The following is an 11714-nucleotide window of genomic DNA, read 5'->3' as shown; positions in this document are numbered from 1 at the left end:
AGTGGTCGAAAAACTCACGCGCAGACCGAGGCATCTGGTAAAAAGCCTTCTTTGTCTGCGCCTGGGTGAAACGTTTAATGTTCCTGTCCTTCATGACGCGTCTGCGACGCCGCCGTTTGGCGTTTGCCTGCATGGCCGCGCTGATTATCGGCGTGCCGACCAGTTGTGCCGTGCTCGAACACACCGAACGCAAACTGCTGTTTCGCATCGAACCGGGCACCGCCGGTTGGTATCGCGGCTTGCCCGGGAGCGTGCAGGAACTCGACCTGCAACCGAAGAGTTTCAAGGCCGGGGAAAACATTCATGCCTGGTGGTGGCCGGCGGAAAAAGCCAATGCGCCGGCCATTCTCTATCTGCATGGCGTGCGCTGGAACCTCACCGGGCAGTTGTTCCGTATCGAGCAACTGCGCGCTGCGGGCTATTCAGTGCTGGCCATCGACTACCGAGGATTCGGCAAGAGCCATGGTGATCTGCCGTCGGAAAGCAGCGTTTACGAAGATGCGCGGGTGGCGTGGGAACGCTTCAAACTGCTGCAACCGGACCCAGCCAAACGCCTGATCTATGGCCACTCCCTCGGTGGCGCCGTGGCGATCGATCTGGCCGCGGAACTCGGCCAGGCCGCCGCTCGCGATCATTCCGCGCTTCCTGTGCGCGGGCTGGTGATCGAGTCCACCTTCACCACGCTGGCGGATGTTGCCGCGTCGGTGGCCAACACTTCGCTGCCGGTGCGCTGGCTGCTGTCGCAGAAATTCGACTCGATCGACAAGATCACTGATATCCACATGCCGCTGCTGGTGGTCCACGGTTTAGCTGACGCTTTCGTGCCGCCGCGCTTCAGCGAGCAACTGTTCAACGCCGCGCAACAACCCAAGCGTTTGCTGTTGGTGCCGGGCGCGACGCATAACAACAGCATGGCGCTGGGTGGGCAGAATTACCGCAAGGCGCTCGACAGCCTGATGCAGAGCAAACCTGCCCCCCGGGTGGCCGGACCTGCCACCGTGCGCAACGGGCGGGACACTTAACGGTAGCCGCGAGCCTGCAAATCGAACAGCTGCGCGTAATGCCCAGCGGCGGCGATCAATTGATCGTGGCCGCCCTGCTCCAGAATTTGCCCTTGTTGCAGCACGATGATGTGGTCGGCATTGCGCACGCTGGAAAAACGATGGGAAATCAGCAACGTCATGCGACCTTCGCTGTGTTGGCTGAAATGCTCGAACACCGCCGCCTCGGCCGCCGGGTCAAGGGCGGACGTTGGCTCATCGAGGATCAGAATATCGGCATCACGGCGCATGTACCCGCGGGACAAGGCAATCTTCTGCCACTGCCCGCCAGACAACTCCTGGCCACCGGCAAACCAGCGTCCCAACTGCGTGGCATAACCCTTGTCGAGCCCTTCGATGAAGGGAGCCGCCATGCCTTGGGCGGCGGCCTCCTTCCAGCGCTGCGCGTCGTTGAACGCCAGGGTATCGCCAACGCCAATGTTTTCTCCGACGCTGAACTGGTAGCGGATGTAGTCCTGAAAAATCACCCCAATGCGTCGACGTAACGCGGTCTCCTGCCAATCCTGCAAATCGCTACCGTCGAGCAGGATGCGCCCTTGATCGGGGCGGTAGAGCCGGGTCAGTAACTTGATCAGCGTGGTCTTGCCCGAGCCGTTCTCGCCGACCAGCGCCACGCTCTTGCCTGGCACCAGTCGCAGGTCAATATTTTCCAGCGCTGGCCGACTGGCACCCGGATAACGGAAACCGACGTTCTCGAAACGCAAACCATCGCCCGGGCAGACGCCGACCGTCAGGTGGCCGCTATCGACCTGAACCGGTTCGGCCAGGTATTCATACAGACTGGTCAGGTAGAGGCCGTCTTCGTACAGGCCACTGATCGCACTCAGACTGCTGCTCACAGCGCTTTGGCCTTGCTTGAACAGCACCAGATACATGGTCATCTGACCAAGGCTGATCTGGCCATGTACGGCATCGATGACCACCCAGGCATAGGCCACATAAAAAGCCGCAGTACCGAGCAGGCCAAGGCCGAAACCCCAGCCATCGCGCCGCAACGTCAAACGGCGGTCTTCGGCATACAGCCTGGCGAACGTGTCGCGGTAGCGTTGCAGTAACAGCGGCGCGAAGCCGAACAGCTTGACCTCTTTAATATAGGTTTCGTGGGACAGCAGGGTTTCGATGTAATTCTGCTGCCGACTCTCCGGCGCACGGCGAGTAAACAAACGAAAGGCGTCACCGGAAAAATGCGCTTCGGCAAAAAACACCGGTAACGCACCGACCACCAGCAACGCCAGCGCCCAAGGGGAAAAATGCACCAGCAGCACCCCGAAGCTAATCAGCATGATCAGGTTCTGAATCAAGCCCAACGACTTCATGACCAGCGCCAGTGGTCGGGTCGAAGCCTCGCGACGGACACGCACCAGTTTGTCGTAGAACTCGGAGTTTTCGAACTGCACCAGTGACAGGGTCTGCGCTTTCTGCAAAATCAGCGTATTGACCTTCTGCCCCAGCTGCACCCGCAACAGCGATTGCTGCACCGACAGTGCCCGTTGCGTGCCGGACAACAGCGCCAATACACCGGCCTCCAACAACACGTAACGCAACACGGGCCACAGCGGCGCACTGCCGTGCTGCGCGTGCAACTGCATCGCTGCCACCACCGCATCGACAATCCGCTGGCCCAACCATGCCGCCAGTGCCGGCAGCAAACCGGCAACCAACGTTGCCAGCACCAGCCCCAGAAACAAGCCACGCGATGTCCCCCAGACCAAGCGCAAGGCTCGCTGTGCCTGATCGAACAAGGACGTGAAGCGCGATAGATCAGGCATGGGGCATTGGACTCTGCAGGTGATGATTGTGCGTCATGGTACTCCAGCGCTACGACTGAATTTCAAACGACGACCGCGTTATCGTCGACGTGCTTTTCAGAACAAAAACATCTGGAAGACTCTGCCCTTTCCGGCGTCCAACGCTCTGCTATGGTTTAACCGCCCTACGCGGAATCCGGCGACCCCCCGCCCGCTCCGCGCCTGACTGCCGGGAGCAGAGACATGAGAATCAATCCCTACCTGATCTTCAACGGAGATTGCCGCGCGGCCTTCAACTTTTACGAGCAAGCCTTGCAAGGAAAGCTTGAGGCGATGATGACTTTCGGCGAAACGCCCGCCGCCGAACATGTGTCCGAAGAACACCACAACCTGACCATCCACACCTGCCTGAAAGTGGGTGATCAAATGATCATGGCCTCGGACACCACACCCGATCGCCCGACTCAGGGCATGAGTGGCTGTTCGATTTCGCTGAACGTCGACAGCATCGCCGAAGCCGAGCGCGTGTTCAACGCACTGGCCAGCGACGGCCGCATCGACATGCCGCTGGAAGCGACGTTCTGGGCGGCGCGCTTCGGCATGCTGGTCGATCGTTTTGGCGTGTCGTGGATGGTCAACTGCGAAAGCGAAAAGTGACGCTGAAATTTCGTCAGCCATGAAAAAGCCCAACCGGTTCAGGTTGGGCTTTTTGCTTCAGCGCTGGGCCAATTCGTGGCGTACACATTGTTCGTAATAGGTCTGCTTGACAGCTGCAGGCTTGAGTTTCGACGTGCTGTTGTAGGTTTGCTCGGTGATTCCCATCGCGGTCATACGCATCCACGGTTGCTGGAATCGTCGCACTTGCAATTGTTTGCGCGCGCCATACAGCGAGACGCCTGACAGCTTCGATTGCTGAGCACCGGCAGCGATATCCGAACCCCAGGTGCAGGCAAAGCGATGGCTTTTGCTTAACTCTTTCGCCTCCACGCCTGTGGCGAAGACAGCCAGGGAAAGCGTTGCAACGGTGATAACAATCGTCCGCATAGAGCCCACCTAACCTTTTGAAAAAAGGCGATTTTGCCGGGGAAGCGAACGCCCGGGGGCCAGCAATTTGCCGCCTTTTCAGAGTTTTTTGCGGGCCAAAAAAAGGGCGACAGGATTTCCCGATAAAATCCTGTCGCCCTGTTCATGACCAATCAACTGCCAATGACCTCAACACGCAGTCGATCGGCACCCTCCTCGCGACAATCAATACGAACCGGCAAGAACAGCTCGATCACCGCGATATTGCTGTGCAAATGCTCGGTCATTCGCGGCGTGGTGAACGAGCCACCACCGGCCAGCGCCATTGGCAACAGCAACTGATCGGCGAGGTGTTCAGCCACCGCAGCGCCACTGCGCAACCAGTCGGCAGCCTGACTGATCGCAGCATCGGCAACCTTCTCTGCGCGCAATGACACTTGGCCAAACGCGCTGAACACCTCGGTGACGTGTTCGAAAACGTACTCCAGCAGCAACACGTTGCCTGGCCCGCGAGCCGGATCGAGTGTCACAGGATGCAGCGCCGTAGCCGGAAGATTCAATCGCTTGGCCACTCGGCTAAGCTCACGTTGGGCGACCGTAGGTCCAAGCCCGGCGGTCAGAGCCCACGCGCTTGGTGAAATCGCTTCGCCACGGTCACACAGATCGAGTCGCGTCAGGTTCGCCGGTTGCACATTCACCTCAATCTCGCCACCGCCGGCCGGGGCAAAACCATGGTGCAACAAGTCCAGCTCAACGTTGGCACCCATGCGGCGCAGCAGCGGCAGCCAACTGCGCGTGAGAAAATCGGCCGGCGGCGCGAGCGGGTTATGCGTGCCACCGGAAATCCGCACTCGACTCGCCTGCGGTGCCCGTAACAGCGCCGGCAACAAAGTCTGTAACACCAGCGTGCAACTGCCGGCCGAGCCGATGGCGAATTGAAAGTCGCCAGCGCGAATCGCGCCGGGTTCAAAGCTCAAGGCTTGCGAACCCAAATGTGCACCGCCAACCGTTGCACCACACACCTCGGCCGCCGCCATCACCGCCGTCAAGTGTTGGCGCAGCAGTCCCGGACGGCTGCGCCTGGCACGAATCTGTTTAATGCGAAACGCCCTGCCCGTCACCATCGACAGGCTCAAGGCGCTGCGCAACACCTGGCCGCCACCGATGGCACCGTCCAGTTCTATCACTTCCTGTTTCATGGCATTCCTTACGCGTACAGCCCGACGGTATCCCGGAGGTACTGATCCAGCCGTCGCGAGTCTTCCTGAGTTCTGAGTAATGTGGGCACTTCGCGCTCGAGTTCGGCGGCGATGAACCCGTGCAACGCCGGACGACGCGGCCCGTAGGCGCTCTCGTCGGCATTGCGTTTGAGGGCGAGCAATTCGTCGACTTCATCGAGCAACGCGCGGTCGTCGACGGTGGTCAGCAGGTCGGCGAACGTCATCGGCGGCCGCCCTCGGCCTTGGTCGATCCAGCGCACCGCCAGCAGTGGCCGCAGCACGTAGAAGTACTTCTTGAAACGCACGGTTTCACCTTGCAGGTAACCGCGAAAGTTCTTCTTTGCCATCGACAGATAGTGATTGCGCGCTGCTGGCGGGCTGTAGAACGCTTCGGCGAGTTCGCGCAGCTGTGCCACCTGCGCGGTTTCACTGCGATAAACCAGCGGCGAGTCGAGCCACTCCAGCAAGGTCGGATTGGATTTGCGCAATAACCCGAGGGTCTTGCGCAGCTCCCAACCACTGACGTCGAGCTCATCGTCCAGCGGACGCTCGATCACATCACGCGGCGCATCGACCTGAACGAACCACTCGGGCTTCTCCACGTAGACAAACCGCACGTCGTAATCGCTGTCGGTCGAGGCAAAACCCCAGGCCCGACTGCCGGATTCACAGGCGTACAGCACCGTGACATTGCGCTCACGCTCTATCCGCGCCAGCTCTTCCAGAACCCGCGGGCGCATGGTGTTGCACAGCGGGTGACGTTCTTCCAGTTCCATGACTTGCTTTCCTTTTATCCTTTGACGCACACCACCTGACGCAAGGTGTGCAGCACTTCCACCAGCTCACGCTGGGCGTGCATGACTTTGTCGATGTCCTTGTAGGCCATCGGAATCTCGTCGATCACCGCCTCGTCCTTGCGGCACTCCACATGGGCCGTGGCGCGAATCTGATCCTCGACAGTGAACGTATTCTTGGCCTTGGTCCGACTCATGGTGCGGCCGGCGCCGTGGCTGCAGGAACTGAAGGATTCTTCGTTACCCAGGCCGCGGACAATGAAACTCTTGGCGCCCATCGAGCCTGGAATAATCCCCAACTCGCCCTTCTTCGCCGACACCGCACCTTTGCGCGTGACCAGTACCTCTTCGCCGAAATGCCGCTCTTTCTGCACGTAGTTGTGGTGGCAGTTGACCGCTTCCAGCGCCACTTCGAACGGCTTGCGGATAATCTGCCGTGTCGCTTGAATCACCGCGCGCATCATCAGCTCGCGGTTCTGTTTGGCGAAGTCCTGCGCCCAACCCACCGCTTCCACGTAATCATCAAAGTGCTGACTGCCCTCTTCGAAGTAGGCCAGATCACGATCCGGCAGGTTGGCGATGTGCTGTCGCATATCCGCCTGAGCCATCTGGATGAACAGGTTGCCGATGGCATTGCCGACGCCACGCGAGCCGCTGTGCAACATGAACCAGACCCGGTTGGCTTCATCCAGGCACACTTCGATGAAGTGGTTGCCGCTGCCGAGCGTACCGAGGTGCCCGCGGTTGTTGGTGTTGGCCAGTTTCGGGTACTTGTCAGTGATCAATTTGAACCGTGGCTGCAGCCCCGCCCAGGCCTGATCGGCTTGCTGCGGGATCTCATCCCAGGCGCCCTTGTCGCGCCGCGAACGGGTCGAACTGCGGCCATGCGGCACCGCTTGCTCGATAGCGCTGCGCAGACCGAGCAGGTTGTCCGGCAAATCAGCGGCGGTCAGCGACGTACGCGCGGCAATCATGCCGCAGCCGATGTCGACGCCGACCGCTGCCGGAATGATCGCGCCGACTGTCGGGATCACGCTGCCGATGGTCGAGCCCTTGCCCAAGTGCACATCCGGCATGACCGCCAGATGTTTGAAAATGAACGGCATTTTTGCGGTGTTCATCAACTGCTCGCGAGCCTCGTTTTCCACGGGCACGCCTTCGGTCCAGAGTTTGATCGGCTTGCCGTTGGCGACTTCGAGGAGTTGGTAAGTGTGATCTTTCATGTCTTTATTCGATTGCGTATTAAAGAAATTTGAGTTGGCCATCTTGGCGTCTCGCTGAGTTTTTCTGTTCGTTGCGATAGACATAGCAGCGGCCGTGCCAGGTTTTCAATTCCCCCGAAAAAAACCTCATAACTCTATGTTTTAAATGACCTTTATTATCTATCGACTTTTTGAGTGTTTGAATTGACGACAAACCCTGCGTAGAAAAATTATCATTAGATATCGTTTTTTATCTTTTGAGATAAGCATGCAAAATAGACGTACCGTCGCCATCGGTTTTATCGGAGCCACCCTTGATCGCGTCGGTAAAGGCGCCAATCGCTGGAGCCATTGGCGCCCGAGCGTGGGCCTCTGCCAGCAGCCGGATGTGCTGATCAATCGGCTTGAGCTGATTCACGGCATCGACGCCCGCGACGTCAGTCTCGCCGAGCGGGTGCGCGCCGACATTCAGCAGGTGTCACCGGAAACCGAAGTGCGCCTGCACTCGATGGCGTTGCGCAATCCGTGGGATTTTGAAGAGGTCTACGGCGCGCTGCACGATTTCACCACTGCCTACGCGTTCGACACCGAACACGAGGACTACCTCGTCCACATCACCACCGGCACCCACGTCGCGCAGATCTGCTGGTTTCTGTTGACCGAGGCGCGCTACTTGCCCGCTCGCCTGATCCAGACCTCCCCCGCCAAGCGCAAGAGCGAAGACGAGCACGCCTGCGGCACCCACGCCCTGATCGACCTCGACCTGTCGCGATACGATCGCATCGCCTCACGCTTCGCCAATAAACGCCTGGAAGGTCTGGCATTTCTGAAGTCCGGCATCGCCACACGCAATGCCGCGTTCAACCGCTCCATCGAGCAGATCGAACGCGTTGCGGTACGCTCGAAAGCCCCCATGTTGCTGATCGGCCCGACCGGTGCCGGCAAATCCTTTCTGGCTCGACGCATCTACGAACTCAAACGCAACCGCCATCAGATGCAGGGCCGCTTTGTTGAAGTCAACTGCGCCACCCTGCGTGGCGACGGTGCGATGTCGACCTTGTTCGGCCACAGCAAAGGCGCCTTCACCGGCGCACAGAACGCCCGCGACGGCCTGCTGCGCGCGGCGGATGGCGGCATGCTGTTCCTCGATGAAATCGGCGAACTGGGCGCCGACGAGCAGGCGATGCTACTCAAAGCAATTGAAGAGAAACGCTTCTTTCCACTGGGCTCTGACAAGGAGGTGGAGAGCGACTTCCTGATCATCGCCGGCACCCATCGCGACCTGCGCAGCCGGGTCGCTGAAGGCCTGTTTCGCGAAGACTTGTACGCACGCATCAACCTCTGGACGTTCGACCTTCCCGGCCTCGCCGGCCGCCGCGAGGATATCGAGCCGAATATTGATTTCGAGTTACAGCGCCATGCCCGTGAGCATGGGCAATTGGTGCGCTTCAACCTTGAAGCACGCCGCCGCTATCTGGCCTTCGCCAGCTCTAGCGAAGCGGCGTGGCTGGGCAATTTCCGCGAACTGTCTGCGTCGATCACGCGCATGGCGACATTGGCGGATAGCGGGAGAATTGATGAGGCGCAGGTGCAGGAAGAGATTGAGCGGTTGCGTTATGCCTGGGGCCTGACCCAAGTGGGAAGCAACTCAGAAGATTTGCCAGGGAATGAAGAGAGCATGGATCTGTTTGACCGCTTGCAGTTGCGGGCAGTGCTTGAGGTCTGCCGGCAAGCAGACAGCCTGTCAGATGCCGGTCGCCGCTTGTTTGGCATCTCGCGCCTGGCCAAGGCGCAGCCAAATGATGCGGACCGCTTGCGCAAGTACCTGGGCCGGTTCGGGATTGAATGGAGCCAGTTGTCGCCGTAGATCTCTGAGACGTATAACGCCTGGCCACCTTACTTGACCGGATGCCGCTGGTCTGATGTACCGCACCTTCGCCCTGTGAGTTCTTCCAATGCAGTACATCCCCGACCTGGAAGACAACCTCATGAACAAGCGAATGATTGCTATCGGATTGGCAAGCCTGCTTTCACTGTGCCCACTGTTTTCCCTTGCGGCTGAAAAAACAGGCGGCTCCTCAGTTCCAGCCACTGCGATTCCCGGCGTAAACCAAGGCGGATCCGAGTCAAAAGAAGACAAAGCTGACAAGAAAGGTGAGGAAGCATCAGGGTCAAATTCCGGTGCCGAAGCACACGAAACACAGAAGGATGCCAACACCTCGAGCGATTCCGCAGATATCAAAAAACCCAGCCAGTGAACCGCTGCTTTTGGCCGATGAACAGATGGTAGCGCCGAGCCATGAATGCTAACGTTCCCGGCCAACATTCAGGGATGGCGTGCCATGTTCAATCGGTTTCTGGCGACAACGGCAATACTGCTCACTTTCAGCTTTGCAGCACACAGCGCACCCTTGCCCAGCGAATATCTGGAAGAGTGCCAGCGAGTCGAAAATTCGGCCAAAGCCATCATGAAAGCCAGGCAAGGAGGCGTGCCCCTCTCTTCCGTTCTGGAACTGGCCGACAACGCAGGAAAGGAGAGCGAGTATGTGGGCAGTTTGTACAAAGCGCTGATCGGGCAGGCCTACGACATGCCGAGAGAGTCGGACGCGAGGAAGCAGGAGCAGGTAGTGGCTGACTTTCAGAAAACTTTTTATTCGCTTTGCATCGATTCGGCTCAGAAAACGGCAAGTGGAAGAAGCTGACGGGGAATGCTCTTCTATAGAGAGCAAAAGTCCCCACGCATGAAAAAGCCCAATCTTTTCAGATTGGGCTAAGTCATTGAATTATATGGTCGGGACGGAGTGATTCGAACACTCGACCCCTAGCACCCCATCTCCTTTTTCATACTTCTTGATAGCTTCCAAAATTTTACCCTGGATTTTTCCAAGCCGGTATTTACTTGAGCTCCAGCGGTGTTCTGCTCTACGAGAGTCCAGTAACGTCCATCAAGAGCCGACGTTTTTGTGGGGGTAAAAGTAGGGGGAGTCCATTTTATGGCCAAAATTACCATCAAAGAACTCGAGTCGCTGACCGCCAATGATGCCGGCCGCATCCTCCGGGAGGATGGCAATCTGGCCGGTCGAATCTCAGTGCGCAAGGACGGTGTGTCGGTCAGCTTTTTCTATCGCAATCGGTGGGGCGGGCAAAACAAAGAGTACGCCTGCGGGTCTTGGCCGCGCAAATTACTGACGGACATCCGCAAGGTACGCAACCAAGCCCGAGCGCTCACCGATGAGCAGATCAATCCCAACGAGCATAAGAAAACCGCCAAGGCATAGACATACGCCGCTGCTAACGTAGAGGCCGAACAAGTAAAAACGACGAAGGTGCAAACGCTGACCGTCCAGGACCTGATCAAGGCCTGGCTGTTGGATGGCGTCGCGCGTAAAGATGGCAACTCAGTTGGGCCAGAAAGCGCCAACTTGGCGGGCCTTGTTGGTCGAGGGCAATCCGACGGAACTGGTCGACATCACCCCACTGCCCCCTGTCGACTACGAAGCCGAAAGAAACCGCTTCCTTTCACCGGCGGAGCTGTTGGAACTGCACAAAAAAAGGTGTTGAGGACGGGCGCAGGCACTTCCTGACTTTTCACTGCATCCCTGCCCCCCTTCTTTCGAAGACAACTGCTTGAACGATACTTGGGCAATGTGTTGATCAGGAACGAGCCGTCACGGGGAATTCTTGACCCTCTAGCTTCTCCATAACCAACTCAATGAATGCAGACACAGCTAGCGGCAAATGTTGCCGACTGGGGTAAAGCACGTGCAGGCCGTATCCGGTTCTATGGTACTGCGGAAGCACAGACACAAGGCGCCCTGTCTGAAGATCAGACTTTGTCATGGCGGGCGGCAGCAAGGCAATTCCTAGCCCGGCCAACGTCGCCTTGCGCAAAGCTTGGGCGGTGTTTCCATTGAAACGGCTAGTGACCCGCACTTCTTCCGCTGCACCATTTGGCCCATGGAGAGTCCAGGTAGTGACGCCACTAGGATGACCAAAAGTTACACAATCATGATTGACCAAATCTCCAAGCGAATCAGGTACGCCTCTTTTTCTAAGGTAATTCGGGCTGGCCACCAGACCTTCGTTACCAGCTCCAAGGAGTTGGCGACCGACATATCCTGAGTCTTGCAACGCTCCGCCTCGAAACGCAATGTCGATACGATCAGCGATCAAATCGGCGCGTGCATCACTCAGCACAAAGTCGACGTTTACCCGTGGATGCGCCTCGAGAAAATCGGCTACCCACTCCATAGGAAAGAAGTCGAAAAAATCAGCCATTGCCGCAATGCGCACGGTGCCACTCGGCACTTGGTTTCCTGTCATCAGCTGCTCACCAGCGTCAATCAGTCCATCCACGGCTCCACAGCATCGCTCGTGAAAAGCCTCGCCAGACTGGGTGAGTGTGAGCTTGCGCGTGGAGCGCTGCAGCAGCCTTGTACCGAGTTGAGCCTCAAGCTGTTGAACCCGCCGGCTTAAGGTGTTTGAGGGCATTCCAAGCTGCCGTGCTGCCTCAGCGAAACTACCGCTGCGCACCACTTTTACAAACAATGCGACGTCATTCAGATCGATCATCTTGCTGCCACCCACTCCAAAAATGGATCAGTTCAATCCAATTATGCCATCTAATAAAGCAATCAATAGACGCATATCCTTCAGTCATTGCTGC

At 58.1% G+C, this 11714-nt stretch carries 11 protein-coding genes and 1 pseudogene; 6 read left to right on the top strand and 6 right to left on the bottom strand.

The features are described 5' to 3' along the window. Positions 1-77 precede the first annotated feature (77 nt). Entirely contained in the window at positions 78-1022 is a 945-nt protein-coding gene (locus tag AC0ZWN_RS08650) for an alpha/beta hydrolase (RefSeq protein WP_476334714.1), read from the top strand. On the opposite strand, the gene AC0ZWN_RS08645 is transcribed toward AC0ZWN_RS08650, so the two are convergent. Continuing rightward, positions 1019-2830, bottom strand: a complete 1812-nt coding sequence (locus AC0ZWN_RS08645; protein ID WP_476334712.1) for an ABC transporter ATP-binding protein — start codon at positions 2828-2830, stop codon at positions 1019-1021. The genes AC0ZWN_RS08650 and AC0ZWN_RS08645 overlap by 4 nt on opposite strands. A 222-nt stretch (positions 2831-3052) precedes the next feature. Here AC0ZWN_RS08645 and AC0ZWN_RS08640 point away from each other — a divergent pair, with 222 nt between their 5' ends. Continuing rightward, on the top strand, positions 3053-3466 hold the full coding sequence (locus AC0ZWN_RS08640) for a VOC family protein (RefSeq protein ID WP_476334711.1): 414 nt from the start codon (positions 3053-3055) through the stop codon (positions 3464-3466). Between the two features lie 57 nt (positions 3467-3523). On the opposite strand, the gene AC0ZWN_RS08635 is transcribed toward AC0ZWN_RS08640, so the two are convergent. The 4 genes from AC0ZWN_RS08635 to AC0ZWN_RS08620 all read right to left on the bottom strand — a co-directional run bounded on the left by AC0ZWN_RS08635 (position 3524) and on the right by AC0ZWN_RS08620 (position 7069). Next, positions 3524-3853: a hypothetical protein gene (locus tag AC0ZWN_RS08635; RefSeq protein ID WP_476334710.1), complete on the bottom strand. Its 330-nt coding sequence runs from the start codon at positions 3851-3853 to the stop codon at positions 3524-3526. A 152-nt stretch (positions 3854-4005) separates the two neighbouring features. After that, complete coding sequence (gene rtcA / locus AC0ZWN_RS08630; protein WP_476334709.1) at positions 4006-5031, bottom strand: RNA 3'-terminal phosphate cyclase; 1026 nt, start codon at positions 5029-5031, stop codon at positions 4006-4008. Positions 5032-5039: 8 nt separating this feature from the next. Beyond that, positions 5040-5828, bottom strand: a complete 789-nt coding sequence (locus AC0ZWN_RS08625; RefSeq protein WP_476334708.1) for a nucleotidyltransferase domain-containing protein — start codon at positions 5826-5828, stop codon at positions 5040-5042. 14 nt (positions 5829-5842) lie between these two features. After that, positions 5843-7069: an RtcB family protein gene (locus AC0ZWN_RS08620; protein ID WP_093439375.1), complete on the bottom strand. Its 1227-nt coding sequence runs from the start codon at positions 7067-7069 to the stop codon at positions 5843-5845. 247 nt (positions 7070-7316) lie between these two features. On the opposite strand from AC0ZWN_RS08620, the gene rtcR reads away from it, so the two are divergent. From rtcR to AC0ZWN_RS08600, 4 genes and pseudogenes are all read left to right on the top strand, one after another. After that, entirely contained in the window at positions 7317-8915 is a 1599-nt protein-coding gene (gene rtcR, locus AC0ZWN_RS08615) for an RNA repair transcriptional activator RtcR (RefSeq protein WP_476334706.1), read from the top strand. Between the two features lie 121 nt (positions 8916-9036). Next, positions 9037-9306, top strand: a complete 270-nt coding sequence (locus tag AC0ZWN_RS08610; protein WP_093439507.1) for a hypothetical protein — start codon at positions 9037-9039, stop codon at positions 9304-9306. Positions 9307-9390: 84 nt separating this feature from the next. Then, entirely contained in the window at positions 9391-9750 is a 360-nt protein-coding gene (locus AC0ZWN_RS08605) for a hypothetical protein (RefSeq protein ID WP_258709535.1), read from the top strand. Positions 9751-10041: 291 nt separating this feature from the next. Further along, a pseudogene (locus AC0ZWN_RS08600) lies at positions 10042-10600 on the top strand (integrase arm-type DNA-binding domain-containing protein); the annotation flags it as partial. A 102-nt stretch (positions 10601-10702) separates the two neighbouring features. On the opposite strand, the gene AC0ZWN_RS08595 reads toward AC0ZWN_RS08600, so the two are convergent. Beyond that, positions 10703-11620: a LysR family transcriptional regulator gene (locus tag AC0ZWN_RS08595; RefSeq protein WP_476334705.1), complete on the bottom strand. Its 918-nt coding sequence runs from the start codon at positions 11618-11620 to the stop codon at positions 10703-10705. Positions 11621-11714 lie beyond the last annotated feature (94 nt).

Source organism: Pseudomonas sp. 3B-A001-10F (assembly GCF_056313565.1).
This window is presented reverse-complemented; position numbering and strand designations above follow the sequence as displayed.

What these genes read in the sequence shown, in the direction of transcription:
- AC0ZWN_RS08650 (WP_476334714.1), top strand. Translation starts at nt 78, where the DNA reads ATGTTCCTGTCCTTCATGACGCGTCTGCGACGCCGCCGTTTGGCGTTT.
- AC0ZWN_RS08645 (WP_476334712.1), bottom strand. Translation starts at nt 2,830, where the DNA reads ATGCCTGATCTATCGCGCTTCACGTCCTTGTTCGATCAGGCACAGCGA.
- AC0ZWN_RS08640 (WP_476334711.1), top strand. Translation starts at nt 3,053, where the DNA reads ATGAGAATCAATCCCTACCTGATCTTCAACGGAGATTGCCGCGCGGCC.
- AC0ZWN_RS08635 (WP_476334710.1), bottom strand. Translation starts at nt 3,853, where the DNA reads ATGCGGACGATTGTTATCACCGTTGCAACGCTTTCCCTGGCTGTCTTC.
- rtcA (WP_476334709.1), bottom strand. Translation starts at nt 5,031, where the DNA reads ATGAAACAGGAAGTGATAGAACTGGACGGTGCCATCGGTGGCGGCCAG.
- AC0ZWN_RS08625 (WP_476334708.1), bottom strand. Translation starts at nt 5,828, where the DNA reads ATGGAACTGGAAGAACGTCACCCGCTGTGCAACACCATGCGCCCGCGG.
- AC0ZWN_RS08620 (WP_093439375.1), bottom strand. Translation starts at nt 7,069, where the DNA reads ATGAAAGATCACACTTACCAACTCCTCGAAGTCGCCAACGGCAAGCCG.
- rtcR (WP_476334706.1), top strand. Translation starts at nt 7,317, where the DNA reads ATGCAAAATAGACGTACCGTCGCCATCGGTTTTATCGGAGCCACCCTT.
- AC0ZWN_RS08610 (WP_093439507.1), top strand. Translation starts at nt 9,037, where the DNA reads ATGAACAAGCGAATGATTGCTATCGGATTGGCAAGCCTGCTTTCACTG.
- AC0ZWN_RS08605 (WP_258709535.1), top strand. Translation starts at nt 9,391, where the DNA reads ATGTTCAATCGGTTTCTGGCGACAACGGCAATACTGCTCACTTTCAGC.
- AC0ZWN_RS08595 (WP_476334705.1), bottom strand. Translation starts at nt 11,620, where the DNA reads ATGATCGATCTGAATGACGTCGCATTGTTTGTAAAAGTGGTGCGCAGC.